The sequence below is a fragment of the Flammeovirga sp. EKP202 genome (assembly GCF_014534745.1).
Taxonomy (GTDB): Bacteria; Bacteroidota; Bacteroidia; order Cytophagales; family Flammeovirgaceae; genus Flammeovirga.
In genome coordinates, this window is sequence record NZ_JACVVP010000021.1 from 58491 (window position 1) to 80782 (window position 22292).

At 37.0% G+C, this 22292-nt stretch carries 13 protein-coding genes and 1 riboswitch; all 13 genes read right to left on the reverse strand.

Features of this window, described 5'->3' with window-relative positions:
• Window positions 1–81 precede the first annotated feature (81 nt).
• Window positions 82–277, reverse strand: a riboswitch (cobalamin riboswitch).
• Window positions 277–813, reverse strand: a complete 537-nt coding sequence (locus tag IC221_RS14420; protein ID WP_188169639.1) for an AAA family ATPase — start codon at window positions 811–813, stop codon at window positions 277–279. (Overlaps the previous riboswitch by 1 nt.)
• The gene (gene cbiB, locus IC221_RS14425; protein WP_188169640.1) at window positions 813–1751 is read right to left on the reverse strand and encodes an adenosylcobinamide-phosphate synthase CbiB; all 939 of its coding nucleotides are present in this window, start codon (window positions 1749–1751) and stop codon (window positions 813–815) included. The genes IC221_RS14420 and cbiB overlap by 1 nt, the downstream gene beginning before the upstream one ends.
• Window positions 1742–2746, reverse strand: a complete 1005-nt coding sequence (locus IC221_RS14430; RefSeq protein ID WP_188169641.1) for a histidinol-phosphate transaminase — start codon at window positions 2744–2746, stop codon at window positions 1742–1744. The genes cbiB and IC221_RS14430 overlap by 10 nt, the downstream gene beginning before the upstream one ends.
• Window positions 2740–4194 (reverse strand): cobyric acid synthase, encoded by a 1455-nt coding sequence (locus IC221_RS14435; protein ID WP_188169642.1) that lies wholly within the window; start codon window positions 4192–4194, stop codon window positions 2740–2742. Before IC221_RS14435 ends, IC221_RS14430 begins: the two co-directional genes overlap by 7 nt.
• A gap of 338 nt (window positions 4195–4532) precedes the next feature.
• A complete protein-coding gene (locus IC221_RS14440) occupies window positions 4533–10334 on the reverse strand; it encodes a glycoside hydrolase family 48 protein (RefSeq protein WP_223241386.1) in 5802 nt (1933 codons plus the stop codon).
• Between the two features lie 869 nt (window positions 10335–11203).
• Window positions 11204–12346 carry an N-acetyl-alpha-D-glucosaminyl L-malate synthase BshA gene (gene bshA / locus IC221_RS14445; protein ID WP_188169643.1) on the reverse strand — a complete coding sequence of 381 codons (1143 nt, stop codon included), beginning with the start codon at window positions 12344–12346 and terminating at the stop codon, window positions 11204–11206.
• A gap of 22 nt (window positions 12347–12368) precedes the next feature.
• Window positions 12369–12692: a bacillithiol system redox-active protein YtxJ gene (ytxJ, locus tag IC221_RS14450; protein ID WP_188169644.1), complete on the reverse strand. Its 324-nt coding sequence runs from the start codon at window positions 12690–12692 to the stop codon at window positions 12369–12371.
• 195 nt (window positions 12693–12887) lie between these two features.
• Window positions 12888–13997 (reverse strand): hypothetical protein, encoded by a 1110-nt coding sequence (locus tag IC221_RS14455; protein ID WP_188169645.1) that lies wholly within the window; start codon window positions 13995–13997, stop codon window positions 12888–12890.
• A gap of 266 nt (window positions 13998–14263) precedes the next feature.
• Entirely contained in the window at window positions 14264–15034 is a 771-nt protein-coding gene (locus IC221_RS14460) for a LytTR family DNA-binding domain-containing protein (protein ID WP_188169646.1), read from the reverse strand.
• Window positions 15035–15037: 3 nt separating this feature from the next.
• Window positions 15038–16090, reverse strand: coding sequence for a sensor histidine kinase (locus IC221_RS14465; RefSeq protein ID WP_188169647.1), 1053 nt, complete (start codon window positions 16088–16090; stop codon window positions 15038–15040).
• Window positions 16091–16581: 491 nt separating this feature from the next.
• Entirely contained in the window at window positions 16582–17922 is a 1341-nt protein-coding gene (locus IC221_RS14470) for a TolC family protein (protein ID WP_188169648.1), read from the reverse strand.
• On the reverse strand, window positions 17909–21064 hold the full coding sequence (locus IC221_RS14475) for an efflux RND transporter permease subunit (protein WP_188169649.1): 3156 nt from the start codon (window positions 21062–21064) through the stop codon (window positions 17909–17911). The genes IC221_RS14470 and IC221_RS14475 overlap by 14 nt, the downstream gene beginning before the upstream one ends.
• Before the next feature lie 12 nt (window positions 21065–21076).
• Entirely contained in the window at window positions 21077–22189 is a 1113-nt protein-coding gene (locus IC221_RS14480) for an efflux RND transporter periplasmic adaptor subunit (RefSeq protein ID WP_188169650.1), read from the reverse strand.
• Between the last annotated feature and the right edge of the window lie 103 nt (window positions 22190–22292).

Below are 22292 nucleotides of genomic sequence, written 5' to 3' on the forward strand. Positions count from 1 at the left end.
CTAATTAAAAAATTAGTCTAGGAGACTAATAGCTGTAGTATAGATTGAAAGTCAGAACTTTTATTCCCGAAAGTCTTATAATTTCTTAGTACTTCTTCAGGCAGGTATTCTGACTTACTTTCTTTTGTTACTCCTTCCCATTTATCAAACAGTGGCTCATTGTAACAAAATTGTTTTCCGAAGAAAACGAAAGCTTACAGCTGCGGGTACAGTCTTGGATTTTCACCAAATTCCCTTTTCATTCCTCGATAGGAACACCCTTAAAGCATAGCAAAGTTACTTAATTTTCATTGGCATACAAACCTTGTCAAAAACAAAATTCATACGGTTTTCTACAGAATCAAAAGGAAGGTAAATTAGCTCAAATCCATACTCTAAATAGGTCTCTTTTAATACGTTAGAAAGTGATTTTTGGTAAGAAAATGATTCAGGTCTTTGGAGATCAGTGATATAAATCTTCTCCCATGGAAGGGCAAAAAAAACGACTTTATGATAAAATTTTTGATAGGGAAAGGATAATAAAGGTTCAGGGATGGATTTGTTTTGAAACTTCAGATAAGCTACTGTATCAATTAAACTTCGGTCACAAAAAGAGGCTCCAAAGTAGGATTGTAATTGAGTTATTGTTTTTTGAAATACCAATTGACTAAACCGTTCTACATCTTTCCAGGGCATCCCTTCTCCGCCTGTCAACTGTTCATGCATAATCACCTGTCGGGAAGCTTCGGGCATAGTTTCCACCTCGTTGTCAATTGCATTTATCAACGTTGTTTTTCCTGTTCCTGCTGCGCCTGAGATGATGTATTTTTGCATTATAAAAATTGAATTAAAACGAGAATAAAGACAATTGACAATACAAAAAGCCAGCTCGTAGCATAGTTTATATTCCCTACTTTGTAAATTTCTTGATGCTGAATATTTCTATCATTATGACCTATATAAGGCTTGTCTACTAATTTCCCTCCGTAAAAGTTGGGTCCTCCAAATCTGACATTAAGGATATAAGCCAATGCTGCTTCTGGAAAGCCGGCATTAGGACTGCTGTGTTTTTTACCTTCTGAGAAAACAGTAGTGAGACCTCCCAAACGAAACGTAATAATCAACATAAAAAGGGCAGTTAAACGAGCAGGAATATAATTCGCTACATCGTCTAACTTGGCTGCAAATTTACCAAACTTTTCGTAACGCTCATTTTTGTAACCAATCATAGAGTCAAAAGTATTGATCATTTTATACATCATGGCACCGGGTACGCCTAAAATAGCAAAGTAAAAAAGCGGTGCTATGACGCCATCACTTAAGTTTTCCGACATGGTTTCCAATGTAGCCGTGCGGATTTGTTGAGCACTTAATTCGGAAGTATCTCTTCCTACAATCCATGATAACCGCTTTCTTCCGGCTTCCAAACCTTCTTTTTCTAATGCATTAAAAACGGCAATTCCCTCTTTGACCAACGTCTTATTCGCCAAGCAATAAAATAGTAATATAATGCTGATCACTGTCGCAATAACTGCATTAAAGGAATGTATTAATCCAAGAATGTAAAAAGGCAAGGCGAATGACAATCCTACTAATATTATGGTCAAGAAGGCTCCTTTAAGTAGTTTGTTATTCCCTTTATTTAATCTTTTTTCTCCCAAAGAAATCAAGTTTCCATACCCTACAATAAGGTGGGGTAAAGCCCTTGGATCTCCAAAGATGAGATCTAATAAAAAAGCAACCGTTAATATAATAATAGACTCTAAATCCATGATTTTAATGCTTCAATGAGGTGTTGGTTTGCTGTATTAGATTGCACTGAAAGTCGGATAAATTCTCCTTCCAAATTGGTAAAATTAGTCGCATCACGAATCAATATTCCTTTTTCAATGAAATAGTTTTTCAATTCGCTCGCTTTTCCTTTCAATAATTTCACTAGGAAATAAGAGGTATTCGTGGATTGTACTTCTATAAAATCAATTCCCTTTAATTGCTCTTGAAAAGCACTTCTTTTTTCTAATAGTTCATCAATATCAAAAAGCAATTGATCATAATTCTCAAAAAGAAACTTCCCTGCCGAAAGTGCCAATCCATTTACACTCCAAGGAATTCGAATTGCCTTTAGAGTTTCAATACTTTTTGCATTAGAAATAATGTACCCTAAACGGAGTCCAGGGATAGTAAAGGTTTTAGTCAGTGATCTTACGATGATCAAATTATCGTATTTTTCAACTAAGGGAGCAACAGATGTTGTGGCAGAAGTAAACTCAATATAGGCTTCGTCAATTACGAAGGTAGTTGCTTTATTCTCCTTGATTAGTTTTTCTAATTCATCAAATGAAAAAACACTTCCCGTTGGATTATTAGGATTGCAGATAAATACCAAATCTGAGCAACGCTCTTGAATCACATTTCGATCCACCACCTGATAATTCACTTCATGAATCCTGCAGGCATCTTCATATTCTGAAAAAGTAGGCCCTACAATAGTAGCTAATTTCCCTCTAAACAACTGTGCTATCAGATAAAAGGCTTCAATAGCTCCATTGGTAAATAAGAAATTATCTGCCGGTTGATGATACCTTTTGGAGGCACACACGGACAGTTCTTCTGCTGCTGGCGAAGGGTAATTTTGAATGTTATGGAATTGTTCTTTTAGATGATCTAAAATTGCTGGGGGGCAACCTTTGTAAAAAACGTTGGAGCTGAAGTTGTGTTTGATTTGACCTTTTATGAGATGAAGATCGTCACCATGTCCGTTTAGCATATATCTTCCATGATTTTATTGATCTCCAAATTCTCCTCTACCCAGTCTGCCAGTTTATCAAACTGCTCTCCTTTGAACGTCTTATAATCTTGAGCCTCTGCATCTGGAAACTTCCTTTTCAATAGCTCATTGACCACTACTTGATTATCAAAAACACCATGCAGATACGTACCCCAACTCAATTTCCTATCAAAAAATCCTTCCTTTATACCTCCAATTGTATTCAATGCAAAAGCTTCCGGCACCAACGTTTCACCCATGTGTATCTCATATCCTTCACACACTTCATCGTGATTTTTGAAGGTAAATTGCTGCTGAACGGTTTGTTTATTTTTAGATAAAGTCGTTTCAATATCAAAAATTCCTAGCCCAAGTTCCTCTTCTTTTTCTCCTTCTACATGATGAGGATCGTAAACTACTTTACCCAACATCTGATAGCCTCCACAAACACCTATGATGGGAATTTTATCATACAATTCATGGATTAATTTGTCGATACCTTCTTCTTTCAACTTCGCTAGATCATTCATGGTGTTCTTCGTTCCCGGAAGTACAATCACATCTGCTTTCTTGAGTTCACCAATATCTCTTGTATAATATAAGTTGATCAGCGGCTCATTTTCTAATGCATGGAAGTCGGTATAATTCGACATATAATAATGCTTGAGAACCGCCACATTCAAGAATCCCTCTTGGGCAGTGACATTTCTAGTGCTTAAAGCAACAGAATCCTCTTCTTCAATAATAATATCTTGGGCATAAGGCAACACTCCCAAAACAGGATAGCCCGTCAACTCTTCCAACTTCTTCTTTCCTTCTACAAAAAGGCTTGCGTCCCCTCTAAATTTATTGATGATAATGCCTTTCAATAACTCCTTTTCCCAATCTTCCAACAAAGCAATCGTGCCATACACACTACCAAATACGCCTCCTCTGTCAATATCTGCCACCAGATAAACACATGCATTGGCCGCTTTTGCCATACGCATATTTACAATATCTCTGTGCTTTAAATTCAGTTCACTAATACTCCCTGCCCCTTCCATGACAATGGGACCGTATTGATCAGCAAGTTTATGAAATGCATTTTGAGCTTCCGCAAAGAGGTGTTTTTTATTTTCTCCCAAGAAATAATCTCTAGCCGACTGATCTCCTACAGGTTTTCCATGAAGCACCACTTGTGATTTATTTTTCCCGGAAGGTTTTAATAAAACGGGATTCATCTCTACCATCACGGGCAACTGACATGCTTCTGCCTGTACCGCTTGTGCCCTTCCAATTTCCAATCCATCATAAGTAGCAAAACTATTGAGAGACATGTTTTGAGCTTTAAAAGGAGCGGGTTGATATCCTTTATTTTTCAACCAACGACAGATACCTGTGGTGATCCAACTTTTTCCTACGTCAGAACCGGTACCTACCAGCATGATAGGACGCATGTTATTCATTTTAGTTTGATGTTAATTTGGGCTAAGTACTCTGGTGATCAATTAAACTATACTTTAATTTTGAAAAGAGTAATTAGTCATATTTTTTATAAATCTTGGTTACTTCTTAATTCAATATCAAAGTAAGATGAATGAAATGTATAGCGAACTAAGAAATATGACACTAAGGTAAATAATATTTTTTGATGGATGGGTTAGTAATCTTTTTAAAGGACTCTAATTAATGTCATGTTTTTTTTCAGAGAAGTGATTAAGAAATAAAAAAAGTGATACCGCCTAAAAATAGACGGCATCACCCATAATTGACAATTGAATCTAAATCACTACTACGCTAATGATTATCTTTTAATGACCTTCTTACGAAGGACTTCATTTTTCTCATGATTAATAATCTCGAAAACATATGTTCCTGAAGGGAGATCCGATAAGGATACTTCTATAGTACTGATGCTTTCTAAATTATCGATTGCTTTTACATGATGTCCTAATAAATTGTAGACATTAATAGTAGCGTTTCCAACAGCTCTATTCAATGCAATTTTAATAGTGCTCGATGTTGGGTTAGGACTAAGGACGGCATTTAAGCTTTCCGCTTCAAATGCTGAATCCAATGGTTTTTGAGTATTTATTCTTTCTGCAGATGACACATCATTTCCACCGAAGAAGAAACCGTATTCTGCATTGGCTAATGCCACTTCAATTTGTGCCCAACCTCTATGGTAACGTTGTGTGTAAGGCTCTCCCGCCAAGTAAGCCGCTTCTAATCTTGCAAACTCAGGATCGTCTTTGTATTGAGGACGAATATCTAAGAATGACATTCCAGATTGAATTGTCGCTCCACTTGGTAATGTACCTGTAAACGTTTCTGGAACATATACTTCTTGCTCAAAGATTCTCGCAAAATCAGCTCTCTCTTCTAATGAGGCAACACCTTTGTCATCACGGTAAGTTACCCACATTCTGTCTAAGATCTCTTTTGCTAAATATTGAGCGGCTGTATCAAGTGTAGCATACTTTTCAGTAGCAGCTGCATAGTAGATCAATGTTTTTGCTAAAGAAGCAGCCACACCTAAATCTTGATTATAGCTTGTCACCGTTACGTGAAGATTCGCATTGCTACCTGGATTTGCAGGATCCCAAGTATCAGGCTCTCCTGTCCACTCTAAACCAGCAGGAATATCAAAATCATTATCACCTACTAATACAGTTTCGTTGACAGCCCACTGTGCCCACTTCGTGATCAAGTCTCTCGCTCTAGGATCATTGTTGATATAGTACAACTCGGCAATACGCTCCATTGACCATACTTGCCATCCAAACCATCCACCTGAACCTGGATCATGGTACACTGGGTTTTCATCATATGCCATATCGTAGAAAGTAGATTTCCCAGCAGGGTAAACGCTGTAATCACCATTCCAGCTATTTGTTGCTCCACCAGCAATACCACCTTCAGCAGATTGTAACCAAGTATAGAATTCTAACTGACGGTCTAAACTTGTCGACCAATCTCTTACACCATTTGCTGAAACCGGCTTCAATTCTTCCACTTGAGATAATGCATAAGCCGCTACTGGGTTTTGGTACCCAAAGTGACAGTGTGATGCACCAATTCTAAATGCCCATGCTGCAGAAGCGTCCGTAGCTCCACCCCATGACATGTACCATGACATTAGGTAATGCACATTATCGTAGCTCGTTTGAGAAGTAGCATTTGGATCTTGTGCTCCTAGTGGTTTGAAATACTTATCAAACATGGCTAATCTCAAGTAATCACCCATTTTAGATGCTTTATCTAAATCTAAGTTGCTTAAACTTACCCCTTGCTCTTTTGCGTATTCGTAAGCCCAATACATTACCTGAACTGCTCTTGCGTCAGCATCTGGAGCACTTGTGTATCTCCATTGTGTTGAGTAAGATTTATCTTGTGTAAATAATGGTAAGAAACCATCTGCACTACCCCAATTAAATGCCTCCCATGATGGATGAGGAACGGTTTCGAATACAGATTCTTGCTCACCTCTTTGGAAAGTATTGATATACGAAGGAGCACTTACGCCATCACCGCGGTTGCCATAGCCATAGAAGTTATCGTTGTCCAATAACCAGTGCATTTGGTAGATGTGAGGATTTCCGTAGGCTGCTTCTAATTCTGCAGAAACATAATCCCCTTTTACTGGATTCGTAAAATCTAATGGAGCAGGATATAACTCAGGAAGTGGGAATTCAGGAGCATAAGCAGCCGGACTTGATGGATCATAAGCGCCATTTGTTGGCTGATCTTCTGCCGTTGGAATGATAAACTGCTCTGTTTTTCTCCAAACTTCTTGTAATGGCTCCCAGTCTCCTGTAATCCTACCGTGCATTGCTTCTAACCACATCCAGTAAGAATATAATTCTGAAGTCGATTCGTGACCGTGATCTGGTGCTTCTACAATTAATGATTCAATAGAGTGATGAGGAGATCCTTCAGGACTGAAGTATCCATTAGCAGGGTCCAAGTATTTATTTCTCATCTCCACAAAACGCTGAATGTACTCATTGTCTGTCGTTGGTGGAGGAGTAATAATCACATCGTCTTCTTCTGCTGTGATCGTAATGATCGCTTGATCTGATCCACCTTTTGTATCCGTAACTGTTAATGTCACATCATAGCTTCCTGCTACTGTATAAGTGTGAGTAGCTAAGGCACCTTCTGCTACTGTTCCATCTCCTAAGTCCCATGTATAAGATAAAGTATCACCATCTGCATCAGTAGAACCTGATCCGTCAAAGCTTACTACAAAAGGAATGTTACCAATTATTCCATCCACTGAAATACTTGCTACAGGAGGTGTATTTTCATCTGGTGGAGTCGTTCCGCCATCACAAGTTGGAGCTGTTGCAGTTTTGCTGAAATATATTGTAAAGCCACCTGTTTTCGACACCATTACAAAGTTATCCTGATCTGAAGTTACCCAATAGTCTCCATCAAAACCTGGAATTCCTGAAGCAGTTATTGTCACTGCAGGTTCAGCCGCGTCAAAAGTATGGGCTACTTTGCTTAATAGATCAACATACCAGTTAGGTTGTCCATTACTTGAATTAAAAGAGAATTGGTATAACCCTTTATTTGCAAGATCCCAATTGATTGTAAAATCACGCATGTTGCTTAAATCTGGACCACCGTTTCCTAATACAAAGATATTTGAATAAGCAGTGTGACCTGTCGATGCAAATGCCTCTGCTTGAGGAGCTCCGAAAGAGCAATCTGAGGTAACCGCCATAGCTGACATTACTCTCATAGAAGAAGCTGCTAGAGTTCCTGAACAATTTGGTGCTGTTGCTGAATTGTTGAAATAGATAGAAAAAGTACCTGTTTTTGATACTAACACAAAGTTAGCTCCATCCAATGTCGCCCAATAATCTCCATCAAAACCTGAAATACCTGAAGCGGTAATCGTTATTGATGGCTCAGCCGCATCAAAAGTATGAGATATTTTACCTAGTAAATCAACATACCAGCTTGGTTGTCCATTGTTTGAATTAAATGAGAATTGATACAGTCCTTTATTTGGCAAGTCCCAGTTGATTGTAAAATCACGCATATTACTCAAATCTGGGCCACCTTCACCTAATACATGAATGTTCTTGTACGCTGTATGCCCTGTAGATTCTAACGCTGATGCTGTAGGAGTACCGAAAGTACAATCAAAGCTTCCATCAGTCACTTTAATCGTTTCTGAAGTACTGCTTGATTTTCCTGAAGAATTAGATACTGTAAGTACCACAATGTAATCTCCATCGACTGCATAAGTTGTAGCAGCAGTAACACCTGTTCCTACTTCTCCATTACCGAAATCCCATGTATAAGTAAGAACATCTCCATTTGGATCAATAGAAGCGGAAGCATCAAAAGTAACATCCAATGGCATTACGCCTCCTGTTGTTGAAGCAGTGAATGATGCTACTGGAGGTGCATTTGGATCTAAAACTGTAATCGATTCAATCACTGGAGTCGATACATTTTCTCCATCACTTACTGTTAGCGTAACTGTATATTCACCTGGTAAAGTATAAGTAGCAGATGGAGTGACTAAGCTTGATGTAGTACCATTGCCAAAATCCCAAGAATAGGTAATTGGGTCTTCATTCGGGTCTGATGACATTGATGCATCAAAATTTACCGTCAGTGGTGCAACACCTTGATTTGTATCCATTGTAAAGCTTGCTACAGGTGTACCTCCACCGTTGGGTTCTGAACCGAAAACTAATACTCCATTATCATAAACAGGTATTCTTGGAGACTCATCTTCTGAATCTAATCCGAATGCGGACCAGTCATTTGAAGTATCATAAGGTACTCCGTTGGCTACTCTGAAGTTCACTTGTACATCACGACGGAATGCCGGATCACCAATAGGAGCGATTTGCTCACCTGCTAAAGATACTTCTGCATAATAGATATTATTTGCAGCATCCCAAGCTGCTACAGTCATCGTGCTGTTTCCTTGTACCGAGTTCAATTCAGGTTGGTAATCTGCAATCGTATAACCTTCTGCTACACCTTCAGAAATATCAAAGAAGTAACGGAAAGAAAGTTTATCAGTCACTCTTGAAGGCCAAGCCGTTCTGTTTTGAACTAAAACTCTCACTGTACTTCCTGATGCATTGTTGCTATTGAATTTAGAGAAAGTTCTGATCTCTGCACGCGTTGGTACTTCAGGAACTGGGAAGTCTGCTAATGGATCTCCACCAAACTCTTGATACATTCTTGCTAACGCTCCTGTAAAACAAGCATTGTAATCACAAGCTACCTCATTGGCTACATAATCTGAACGGTCATCCTCAAATGCATCATTTGGCTCGCCAGGGCCACCTACCAACGCTCCATATAATGTATGACTTGGATCGATTGGATTGTTTAAAAGGTTGTTTGCCCATGCTCCATGTGCTGATCTGTGATGCGGATTATAGGCAGGGTTATTTCCAAAGCCTACCATAAAACTTCTGTTGATCGGGTTATCACCCAAAGCATAATTGACTTGCTTCACAGCAAAATCATGATACTTTGCTTTTTTCTCAGGAGTCGTTGTCACGTTATCGCTGTAGATAAAAGCAATTAATGCCGTATTTGAACTATGACGTAATGATCCCCATTGCATCAAGTGAGCTTGCCCACCAGGACTGTAAGGAATTCTATCTCCTTCATAGCCATCTGTCCAATAATCCAAGTGTCTTTCAGCATCCGTTTTGTACTCTTCTTTACCTGTCAATTCAGACATTAAAACATAAATACCATAGGCTTTATCATCCCAAGCTAAGCCCCACTTATAGGCTTTCATAGTAGTTTGTCCTTCATTCGATAAGTTGGTGTATTCTGCTTCTGCTTTATCTAAATAAGTAGTTTTACCAGTAGCCTTGTACAACCAAGCTGCACCCCAAACTAACTCATCTTGATACCCACTAAATGAACGGTAGAACCCTGCTGCATCAGTGATTGATTCAGAATATACGCCTCTGTAGTTGTCTGCAAATGCATATAATTCCTCAGCGTGCTGTAACAATAAGGCACTATACGCTGGATCTGAATCTTTAAACACAATACTACAAGCTGCCATTGCTGCTGCAGTCTCTCCTGCTAAGTCAGAACCCGGGTTTGCTGCATCAATTTTATAAGCAGGTCGTGCCATTGTCATCACTTCCGGAGATCCCCAATACGCGTGATCAGGACCACCCGCACCTACTTGACCATAAAACTCAGTAGGGCCTGTATGACATCTTATAAAATAGTCAGTAACGAAACGAAGGTTCCTTTTCATTATTTCTAATTGCCCACTTTGTCTGTAAGCATCTTCGTATTCTACTACACCCCATGCCAATGTCGTAACACTAAAGGCCATTGGAAAACCAAATTTCACATGATCGCCGGCATCATACCAGCCACCCGTGAGATCTAATCCTACATCAGAGCCATCGTCTAATGCTGAGTCATCTCTCCAAGTCACCCTGTTCCATTCGGGTAATTTTCCAGATTGTTGTGCTTCATAAAAAAAGAGAGATTTCTGTAGGGCCTCTCCATAGTTAAATTGTTGTGCCCTTAGATTGTTAGTAGCAAGGCACAATAATAGTATTGTACCCAACATGAAATTGCGTATCATAATTAGTTTTAATTTAATGTACTCTTTAAGTACTAGGACGTTGATTGAGCCCTATTACTTAATGGACGTAACGAATAGTGCTCAACCTTTTAAGAAGGGAGCTTGTTGTTGTAATTATTTAATGAAGTACCAAGACAATTGTAAATAATAGTTGACTTTGTACTTAAGACAATGATTTAACCCTCCAGCTAAGAGGTTAAAGGGGTTGTATTGTTAAAATTTAGGACATAAAAATCCCTTCTAGTTTTTCGTTCCTTCAAAATTTCATTGAAAACAGAGTACAATGAAATTCAAAATGACTAGAGAAAACTAAGCAGTACGTATTATGTTGTTTTATCTCAACTTTACAACTACCCAAAAGTGTAGACATAACTAGGCCTAACCTTATTTCTTATTCTCAAAATAGAAATATGACTTTAATAATTCTCATGAAAAACAAGACATAACGGTAAAGTCTAAATGTCAATTAATTTTCATTTAAAAGAAAGGTTGAAGATTGTGTAATTCATTTCAGTTTTAATAGCATATATGATTACCCATTGATTTAACTGGTTTCAAAATAATAAAAAAGACAATTGCGATTCGGGCTCGACTCAATGATGCTATTGGTGTTGTTTTTAAATGGTTTAAAAAGAAAGATTTTGATATTTATTTTATACTAGAATATTTTTAATAGTTAGAAATTATTTAACTCATTTGTCAAAAATTTGACGGTAGCTGGATTTAGTTATTTCATTGTCAATTATTAACAATAATACAAATTTTGATAGTAAAATCATAATTTATAGACATATAATAAACTATGATATAAAAAAAGGGTTACCTCATTCCATCGAATGAAATAACCCTTATTTGGTAAAGTGTTACTGTTAGCTCACCTTTACTTTCGTTTTTTCTATTGCTTCTTTATACACCTCTTCATATTGAGGAATAATTTCAGCAATATTATAGCGTTGTGCTTGTTTGAGTGCATTGGCTTTAAACGTTGGTAGATTCTTATCGTCTAAAATATGTAATGCATTTTTTGCCATATCTTCTACATCACCAATGTTACTCATCATTCCAGTTTCTCCATGAATGTTTACCTCTGGAATACCGCCAGCGTTAGTAGAAACTACAGGTACTTCACATGCCATTGCTTCCAATGCTGCCAAACCAAAACTTTCTTTTTCGGAAGGCATTAAGAATAAATCTGCTACGGATAGAATTTCTTCTACCTCTGCCAACTTTCCTAAGAAACGAACATCATTACAAGTACGCAACTCGTAGCATTTCTCTTCCAATTTTGCTCTTTCAGGACCATCTCCTACCATCAGCAATTTACATGGTATTTTTTCTCTGACCCTCTTGAAAACCTCCAAAGCATCATCTGCTCTTTTCACATTTCTCATATTGGAAACATGAATCAATAGTTTTTCACCATCAGGGCAAATTGCTTTTTTAAAGTGATCTTTTTTATGCTTCATAAATCGATTTAAATCTACAAAGTTTGGGATCACTTTAATATCAGTCGTCAGATCAAAGTATTGGTAAGTCTCCTCTTTCAAACTTTCAGAAACAGAGGTTACACAATCTGATTCATCAATTGAAAATGCTACTACAGGCCCCAAACTGTCATCCTTCCCCACCAAAGTCACATCCGTACCATGAAGCGTAGTCACGATAGGCATATTAATTCCTTTTTTGGCTAAAATCTGCTTTGCGGTATAAGCTGCAGAAGCATGAGGAATTGCATAATGAGCATGTAAAACATCCAACTGTTCAGACTCTGCCACTTCTACCATTTTACTGGTCAATGCCAACTCATAAGGAGGGTACTTGAATAATGGGTAGGTCTTGATATCTACTTTATGATAGTAAATATTTTCATCAAAAAAGTCTAATCTTGTAGGTTGATCATAGGTAATAAAATGAACTTCATGACCTAAATCTGCAGCTAAACTTTTCCCTAACTCTGTAGCGACTACCCCACTACCTCCGTAGGTAGGATAACATATGATACCAATTTTCACGGTGTTGTCTGTTTAATGATAATTAAGCGACGATGTCTGAATAGGAAATTCCCATGTGAGATGCAGTGTAAACTACTTCACCTTTATCTAAAACAAGCACTTGAGGTGATTGATGCTCAATATTAAACTTTTCTGCAATTGCATTGGAAACATTTCTATATTGAATCAAATCCAAGTAATAAGCTGAGATGCCATTTCCATCGTCCCACGAACGTTCTAAACGACTTAATGCCATAGAACTAATCGAACAACGAGTAGAATGTTTTAAAATTAGGACTTTTTGTGATTGCGATAACGCCACTAACTCTTCTAATTGAGAGATTTCAGTTAACTGATGCCAGTTCATAACTTCTAAATTCGTTTAAACAACTTTCGCAAGTTAAGCAAATTATATTAGAAATCATTATGCACTTTTTCCCTAAGATTAGGTTATAATACAAATAGAAGTAACTAAAAGCATCATTAAGTAAGACTTCGAATACTACTTTTCAAACCTTAATGCTAAAGCAAAAATTCAAGAAATATCAGTCGAAATCAGGTATTATTCTTCGTTATTTTGATTATGTTGTATGATTTGTTCTCTTTGTTTTCGCTTCTCTTCTAACTCTTTTTGTTGTTTATCTTCCCACATTTTCTCTCTCATTTGCCACTGTTTCACTCCCACTCTACTGATCACTTCGTCAATTACTGAACTTGACAATTCTTGAATCAGTTTTTCATTTCCTTGCTTGGTTTTGGAGAACATAATCCCTTCTATCATTTCATAAACAACATCCTTCAAAATCAACTCATTTTTTTCAGAAGCAATATCTTCGAATAAGTCATTGGTTACCTTGAAGACTATATCAGAAATAGCATCTTCTAAACGAGAAGAGGCATAACTTCCCAAGACCGGTACTTTTTTAATGTCCTTAATTTCTTCATTTTCATTCACCGCATCCTCAATCAATACTGAAACGTAGTTTTCTAAATCTCCCTTTTTATTGGCATATGCCTCTTGCATAGCATACATGATCTTCCTTGAAATCCAAAAAGACAGATTTTCTTGATAAGGTTTGACTACGTCTACCATAAATTGTTGATTCGCATAACTCCCCGATTTAATCTCATCCTTCACTCCTTCCAATACATTAATCACTACCGCATCAGAGACTTCCTCCACTACTATTTCCTTGATGTGCAAAATTGTTCTGTACACACTCAGTTCTTCCAAATTGATCACCTCATGACTATGCCATCTAAACAACATGGCGAAAATTCTCAACAGCCTGAAAAAGTTCATTCCGGGAAAACTACCTATTAAGTCATAAAAATGTAGAAAGGGGTAAAAGTACCATTTTGCATACGCCTTTTTTCTGTAAGCTTCCCTCCATGAAGTGAAGAATTCAGTCAGATAAAAGACCATAAAACCAATTTCAATAATATAGAAATTATCAAAGATATAATCCTTGTACCAACTCGCCGGTATCTCTGCTACTGCAAACAAGAAGTGTTGAACAATTTCCGTTGCGAATAGCGAATTAAAAGTCATCCACAACAAATGAAATATGATAATATTTAGGATAATAATATCCCGCACTAGACGCTTGTATTCTTCTTTGTCTAGTTTATCGTAATTGAAATGTTTTTTGACGTTAAGGAAAACTCTCATTGTTAGTATTTTCTATTTAGATAGCTAAAATACCAAATATTATGGATTGGTGAGGGGTTTGGGCAAAAGATTTAATGAAGAATAACCTAATCTTAAACTGGTTCAAGTCTTAAGCCGTAGGCGTGACTTGGACCTATTATTTGGATAAAGTCTGTAGACTTTTAAACCAAATATTGTGTATTTATAAGTCTTCAGACTTATTACATTTCGCAAGCACAAGTCACACCTACGGCTTAAGACTTGCGCTAGTGGTTATTTAGAAATTACTACTTATTCAACCACTCCTTAAACTTTCCTACTTTATCTGCAGGAACAAATAATTCTGAAGGCGTTTCTGGGTTAGTGAAAATCTTCAATTTGGTTTTTGAATACCACGATACGCTGTCGATCGCATTAATCTGAACGATATATTTCCGGTTGACTCTGAAGAAATTTTTAGGATCTAGTTTCTTTTCGATTTGGTCCATGGTGTAATTCACATCATACACTTTTCCATCTGTCACTTGAATAAAAACGGCTTTGCTTTCTGCGAATACAAAGGAAATATCTTCCACTTTTATGGTTCTTAATTCATCACGGAAACTGACCATAAAACGTTCTTTGTAGTCGTGATTCATCTGCTGAGCGACGACTTGACCGAGTAAATCGTAATCTATTTTTTCAGAGGTTTTATCTGATAAAAAGCGTTTCTTGAATTTTTCAACACTTGTTTCTAATTCCGCTAAACTGACTGGTTTTAGAAGGTAATCGACACTGTTTTGTTTGAAGGCTTTTATGGCGTACTGATCAAAGGCTGTTGTGAAAATAATGGGTATTTCTACTTCCAATTTTTCAAAGATTTCAAAACTATTGCCGTCAGAAAGATGAATATCCATGAAAATAAGATCGACTTCTTCTCCGGATTCAAAAAACTCTATGCACTCTTCGATAGATTCTAATGAAGAAATGACTTCAAATTCATCCTCCAATTTCCCTAATAGCATTTTAAGTTTTCTAGCACTTGGTGCTTCATCTTCTACAATCAGTACTTTATACATCTTCTATTGATTTATCAATGGTAACTCTGCTATATATTGATCCCCTTGAACGCCAAAACGTGGGACTTTGTTGGAGATTAATTTATACTTTTCTTCCAAATTATTGAGTCCAGTATGTGTGGAGGCTGTTTCTGGAGTATCCCTTAGTTGGTAATTGTTGGCGACCACAATGTTGTTATCTTTTTCATAAATATGAATCTGAAGGGGTGATTTTTTAGAAATACGATTATGCTTAATGGCATTTTCAATCAATACCTGTAAGGATAAGGGTGGAATACTTTGGCCAGGAATTTCTGATTCCAAATCATTTTTCACTTGAAAACCTTCTTCGAAACGAATTTTCAAAAGAAATAAATAAGCTTCGATAAAGTCTAACTCCTGTTCTACAGGAACTAACATTTCTTCACTTATGGTCAATACATAGCGGTAGACCTTGGCAAACTCTTGAATAAACTGATCTGACTTTTCGATGTCTTCATAAATCAGGGAAGAAAGTACGCTTAGGTTATTGAAAAGAAAGTGATTATCTAATTGATTTTTAAGAGCGGAATATTTCGTCTGTAATTGTGCTTTTTCAACTCGCTCAAGGTTTAGTTCAAGCTCGTTTCTTTCACTGACCACCTCTATCATTTCTATTGCAACAATAAATAAAATGTTTTCTACCAAGGGTAAAGCAAACATGCCTTCGACTGGTAAATTTTGTTCTTTGAGTGCTATAAAACGATTGAAAAAATTCTCTGAACCATAAAAGAAATGCATAAAACTCATCAAAAGAATGGTCACCCCAAGCACCATCGCAAAATCGACAAGACCTCTTAAAAACAAATGCTTCTTCCAAGGAAGTACTTTATTTAATTTTACGACTGCAAAGTAATAACCAAATACAGCCAATGATGATGAAAAAAGAATCAGTGGTAATATCTCCGTAAGGAAATGCTTTACTTTATTTTCAGAAATATACCCACTCAATGTAAGCGTTGTCATTGGTATCAGAATGATACAAAACATGGCGAGCGGTATAAAAAACAACCACAATAAATTCCTTTTATTTTTCATATCTCTAATATAATCAGTTAAACAATTTCCTTTTAAATATTTAATACATTGTGAACTAAATTACCTTCAACTATCAATCGATATTTCTACAAGTTTTCTATGGTGTACTTTCAAACTTCATTCTTCTTCATTTTTGTCTTAACACAAAAACGAAGCAAAAAAGTCAAGGCTTAGAAGTCAAAAGCTAAATTACATGCCTTTCGCCTAAATGATTTTAAACTCGCTAAAGCTCAAACAACAAAATCATTTTTAACGGCTCAATCCATGAAATTCTTAACGCTTTTCCCTTCAAGGCCGAGGGTAGTACTACTAAACTAATAAGGTAGCAAAGCCACTGACGTGAATGTTAAGCATAATTATCATTCGTGTCTTCAGATCTTCAAAAATTTCCCTATTTATAATAAGTTAAAATGATTAACTATTTAGATTACAATGTATTAAAGCACCCAAGCCCGAAGACTTGAGTGCTGGATAACGGGGTTTACACTAATCTATTCATTAATTTGATCTAGTAGGTCTCCTGATAATTGTAAGATGGAATACTCTGCTACTTTGGCGTTGTATAACGCATCGTTTAATCTATTTTTTGCCGTCTGAAGATTGGTCTGTGCTGTACGGAAATCAATGCTTGTTACCTGTCCCAATTCGTATTGTTCTTTCGTTTGTCTGAAGTTCAATTCGGCTTGTTCCATGCTTTTGGCTTCCATGTTGGCAATACGTTGTTTGTAATCGTAATCCGACCAAGCGTTCATCACGTCTCTTTGCAATTCTTTGGTCAACTGCATGGTGTTTTGCTGTTGGGCCATTACACTGAGCTTTGCATTTTGCTCTTTCTTCTTTTGCTGATGTCCGTTGAATACATTAAATGACATGGTCACACCTGCTGACATCCCCAAGTTTTCATTGTAAAGAACTTGTCCAGCATCATTATTCATTCTGTTATAACCGTATTGAGCATAAGTGGAAAGTGTTGGTGATTTTCCTGCTTTTGCAATTTTCAAATCCAATTCTGTAATTTCCTCTTGCTTATGCTGAGCCAATAAAGAAAGGTTTTCAGTCATGGCTTTTTCCAATACATTATCAGCAGTCAATCCATTTAAGAATTCAAAATCAGCATCCACTTCATACATAGAACTTACCTCTCCTCCTAATACAACATTTAGTTTTCTAATCGCTGTGTAATAAGCTTGTTCTGTTTGAAGGTAAGCCGTGCTATCACTGTTCAAATCTACTTCTGCATTCAACACTTCTAGCTTTGTGGATTGCCCTAACAGATAACGGTTCTTCAATCTTTCCAATCTTTTGTTGGAAGTGACTATCGTTTCCTTAGAGATATTTAGGTTTTCTTGCTCACGCGATATATCATAAAATGCTTCCACCACTTGGAGAACAGTACTCTCTACTTCCTGCTTGAAACGGATATCTTCCAACGTCGCACTTTCACGAAGTTGATTTAATGTAAAGCGGTTGCCATTACCATTAAACAATACATAATCCATTCTGATGTTTGCATCAAAAGTTGTTGAAGCCGCATTGTCCAATTTCATTCTGTTATCACCTTCCGATGGAGCACCTGTATTCATAAACTCCATTTCGGTATCATTATTACTATAATCGGCCGTACCATTTGCTGTGATAGACGGTAACATCCCTGCCATACCAGCAGTCGCATTATTGTTCGCCTGTTCTTTATTTACTTCTACAGCTTTCAAGTTATGGTTGTTGGTCAATGCCAATTGAATTGCTTCATTGATGCTCATTTTTTCTTGAGCAATTCCATTTCCTGCCAACAATAAGAAACAGAAGGTATAGATGATATTAAGCTTCTTCATAGTCGTATGCTAATTCTTTGATTGCTGCTTCAACAGCTTCTTGATTTACTTGTTCTCCAGTTTTGATTTCTTTGATCTTCACTTTGATTTGGTTGAACATCTTGATACAAACCGGAAGAACGATAAGGGTAATTAGGGTTGCTCCTGCTATACCGTAAGAGATTGTGATCACCATCGGAATAAGGAACTGTGCTTGTAAACTTGTCTCAAAAACCATCGGCCCCATACCTGCTACTGTAGTTACCGTTGTCAATAAAATTGGACGGAAACGTGAGGTACATGCTTCGATCAAAGCATCATCAAATTTCATGTTGGCTTTTAAGTTGAGGTTAAAAGCATTGATCAATACTAAAGCATCATTGACCATCACACCAAGCAAGGCGATGACTCCCATAAATGACATCATACTAATGGCAAAACCATGTAGGTAATGTGCCAATACTACCCAGATAAAACTTAATGGAACGAGTGCAAATACGATGAACGACTGGCTGAATGATCTTAACGTAAAGACCACAATTGTGAACATGAGGATAAATACAATCGGAATTACTCTTGCCGCTGAATTACCTACTTTCTCTTGTTCTCTTTTCTGTCCATCAAAATCTGCTTCAACAGTTTGATGTTCTTTTAAAAGGTCAGGTAATAACTCTGTCTTGATTTTATTTAAGATATCTGGAAGAGCATCATCAGGATTTTTCAATTGAGCCGTCAACTTCATTTCTCTATTGAAATCAATGTGATTGATAGATGAATAACCGTCCTCAATGGTGAAATCTGCTATTTCTGAAAAAGGATAAGCGACTCCATTTCCCATTCTAATTTTCATTTTCTCCAAGTCACCGAAGCTATTTCTGTTGTCCATATCATAACGCACCCATACTTTCACCTCGTCCTGACCTCTTTGAATTCTTTGAATTTCATAACCGAAGAAACCTTGACGGATTTGAGAGATCACTTGCTGTTCAGTTAAACCTAGTTGATAGGCTTTATCTTTTAATGAAATATGGATTTCTCTGTTACCTGTGGGGTTGTTGTCTTTCACATTTCTCAACTCAGGCATTTTCTCCATACGCAACTTCAGTTCTTTCTTGACAACCGCTAACTCCTCTAAGTCATCTCCTCTTAATGAAACCACAACAGGATCTCCGAATGGGGAGAACGAAGCAAAACTGATTGACTCTGCTCCCGGAATTTTACCAATCTCTTCTGATAATAAATTACTGACAATGGCTGTTGACCCTGAACGCTCCTCTGCGCCTAACATGGTAAGGTTGAACTGTACTTGGTGGCCAGAACCCATATAGACCATGTTCACTTTTTTGATAATATCCTTATTATCTTTTTGTTCCGGTCTTAATTCTTTATTGACTACCTCAATTGCTCTTTCAATTTGCTGAACACCTTTCTCTGTTACTTCTTGTTGTGTACCGTTTGGCATTACCAAAGTGACTGTTATATCATCTCCTTCTATACTTGGGAAAAATGTTGCAGGTACTACTTTCTTGGCCATCATTCCTACCGAGAAAATAAATAAGGCCATTGTAATGCTAAATGTGATCGCCTTATTTCTTAAGGCAAACTCTAGGATAGGTTGATAAACATTGTCTCTAAATTTGAATAAATATTTATCTACCGTTTTCGTCACAATATTGGAATCTTCTTTCCCATTTTCTTTGAATGCTTTTGAAAAGGCAAGGTGAGCAGGAAGAATAATCAAACCTTCAATCAGAGAAACGAATAAGATCAGACCCACGATCCATGACATATCTTTGAAGAAATCTCCCATTGTACCATCAATGAACAGGAATGTAGAGAAAGCAACGATTGTCGTTAATACTGCTGAGATTACTGCTGGAAGAACTTCCATTGTTCCGTCGATTGCGGCTTGAATGGCAGGCTTTCCTTTCTCATAATGTTGATAGATATTTTCTGCAACCACAATCGCATCATCCACTAGAATTCCCAATACAACAATCAATGCGAAAAGGGAAATCATATTGATCGTTACTCCAGTGAATGAGATGAAGATGAACATCCCAAAAATAGAAAACGGAATACCAATCGCTACCCAAAAGGCGATTCTTGGATTAAGGAACAATGATAAAACAATCAATACCAAGATGATCCCTAGAATACCATTATCAATCAGAAGGTCTAAACGCTGTCCTAATAAATCTGACTGATCACGAATTACATCAATATGTAAAACATCGTTGTTTGCATTGAAAGTATCTATATACTCATACAGCACATCAGCTGTAGCTAAAATATCTTCACTAAATGTATTGTTGATTGTTACCGTAACGGCTCTTTTTCCATTTAGAGTCGCTCTTGCCGGTGCATCTTCCCATTGGTCAACGACTTTGGCTACATCTTTCAAACGAATCACACCGCCGTTATCTGTCTGACGAATGATAATGTGATCCATTTCTTTAGAAGAATAGCCTTTATTTTTTGCTCTGATGAAAAACTCTTCTTCACCATCTTTAATACTACCGCCGGTCATTTCCAAGTTGGCACTTTGTACTGCCATAGCCACTTCTTCAAAAGTCATATTATAACTTTCCAAAGCGTCTTCTTGAAGGAGAATCGCTATTTCTTCGTTGGGATAACCTGAAATCTCAATTTTAGAAATCCCTTTCTTTGCCAATAAATCTTTCTCTACTTTTCGTGCTGTTTCTTTTAATGATTTAAGAGAAACACCATCGCCCGTAATACCAAACATAAAACTGAAGTTGGCATCTTCATGCTTTGATGAAACTACCGATTCAACATCCAATGGAAATGACGCAATACCTTCTACCACGTTTTTCACACGTGTCAAAGCTTCATCCATATCTGTTCCTTTGAACATTTCTAAGGTAATTTTACCTACATTTTCTTGAGCGTAAGAAGTGATTTGATCCAACCCTTCAAGTCCTTTCAGCTCTTCTTCAATTTTCAGAATGACACCTTCCTCCACTTCTTCAGCAGATGAACCTGGGTACACTACATCAACATAAATAAAACGCTGAGGAGCATTGGGCATAAACGTACTCGTAATTTTACTTGCCGTTATAAAACCCATCACCAATGTGAGTGCCATTACTAGATTGACAGCCACTGGGAATTTTATAAAATAGGATATTAATTTTTTCATGATTCGATCCGCTTATTTCATCACTTGCACTTTCATTCCTTCGTAAGGGTTCTTGATGTTGGTCATCAACACTGCTGAGTTAGCAGGAACACCTTTGACAATCGCTTCAGACTTGAAAGATTCAAGCACTTCAACCTTCTGAATTTCCAGCTTATTGTTTTTTACTAGGAAGATTTTATTCTCATCAAAGATTAATTTTCGAGGAATTTGAATCGCATCTTCAAATGATGTACTGCTGACTTGTGCCGTTAAGAACATTCCTTCTTTTAGGTCTTTTCCTGAAGTTTGGATATACACTTTCACACTTTGAGAGTTGGCATCCAACGTACTTCCTATTCGGATCACTATACCTGCCCATTCTGTATCTAACTCAGAAGAGTACAACTTGACTTTACTTCCTTTTTTGAAATGTTCAATATCTTTTAGTGGGGCTGTTACTTCTAGTTCATAAGAAGACAAGCTGACCATTTCTCCAAGTTCTTCACCTGCTCTTACTGCTGTACCGGCTTCGATATTGCTCTTAGAGATCACACCATTGAAAGGTGCATAAATCGTATATTTGCTTAATTTCTCTTCAGATGATTTGATGGTATAGTAAGAACTATAAATTCCGTTTCCGGCGATAAAATATTTTTCTTTTTCAGTCTTTGGCGTTGGTAATTCCTTTAGCGGTTGATGGATATCAAGTGCTTTTAAATATTGATCCCAAGCAGGGTAACTTTCTGAAAAGTCTTCTTTTAAGTCTGGAAGAATCGCTGTAAGCTCTGTCATGAAATTACTTTTGTCTGCAAGCAACGTCATATAACGCTCTTGTTTGTCAATCTGTAAAACGACTTGACCTTTCTTGTAATAATTTCCTTCTCTAAATTTTTTCGCTGATGGTAACAAACGACCTTCTACCTCAGCATAAATTTCGTATCTATCTTTTGCTCGAAGCTTTCCTGTTACTTCAATTGTATTGTGTAATGTCTGAAGTTTCGCGTTTTCCACTTCAACTGCTAAAACACTCTTATCTTCGATTGGTGCTTCAGGTTGTTTTTCTGGTAATGCCTTCACTGCGAAAACAGCGATAATAATAATCAGAGGACTCAGAATTAGGTATAAGTATTTGCTTTTGACTTTCATCTCGTTGAATAAGTTTAATGTTATGATTTGATGATAACACAAACTTCCTCATTCTAGTCCTGTATATAAATTAAAGGTAGACGAAGCCGGGAAAATGAAGGAT

What these genes read in the sequence shown, in the direction of transcription:
- IC221_RS14470 (WP_188169648.1), bottom strand. Translation starts at nt 17,922, where the DNA reads ATGAAGAAGCTTAATATCATCTATACCTTCTGTTTCTTATTGTTGGCA.
- IC221_RS14435 (WP_188169642.1), bottom strand. Translation starts at nt 4,194, where the DNA reads ATGAATAACATGCGTCCTATCATGCTGGTAGGTACCGGTTCTGACGTA.
- IC221_RS14430 (WP_188169641.1), bottom strand. Translation starts at nt 2,746, where the DNA reads ATGCTAAACGGACATGGTGACGATCTTCATCTCATAAAAGGTCAAATC.
- IC221_RS14420 (WP_188169639.1), bottom strand. Translation starts at nt 813, where the DNA reads ATGCAAAAATACATCATCTCAGGCGCAGCAGGAACAGGAAAAACAACG.
- cbiB (WP_188169640.1), bottom strand. Translation starts at nt 1,751, where the DNA reads ATGGATTTAGAGTCTATTATTATATTAACGGTTGCTTTTTTATTAGAT.
- IC221_RS14455 (WP_188169645.1), bottom strand. Translation starts at nt 13,997, where the DNA reads ATGAGAGTTTTCCTTAACGTCAAAAAACATTTCAATTACGATAAACTA.
- IC221_RS14440 (WP_223241386.1), bottom strand. Translation starts at nt 10,334, where the DNA reads ATGATACGCAATTTCATGTTGGGTACAATACTATTATTGTGCCTTGCT.
- IC221_RS14475 (WP_188169649.1), bottom strand. Translation starts at nt 21,064, where the DNA reads ATGAAAAAATTAATATCCTATTTTATAAAATTCCCAGTGGCTGTCAAT.
- IC221_RS14480 (WP_188169650.1), bottom strand. Translation starts at nt 22,189, where the DNA reads ATGAAAGTCAAAAGCAAATACTTATACCTAATTCTGAGTCCTCTGATT.
- IC221_RS14460 (WP_188169646.1), bottom strand. Translation starts at nt 15,034, where the DNA reads ATGTATAAAGTACTGATTGTAGAAGATGAAGCACCAAGTGCTAGAAAA.
- IC221_RS14465 (WP_188169647.1), bottom strand. Translation starts at nt 16,090, where the DNA reads ATGAAAAATAAAAGGAATTTATTGTGGTTGTTTTTTATACCGCTCGCC.
- ytxJ (WP_188169644.1), bottom strand. Translation starts at nt 12,692, where the DNA reads ATGAACTGGCATCAGTTAACTGAAATCTCTCAATTAGAAGAGTTAGTG.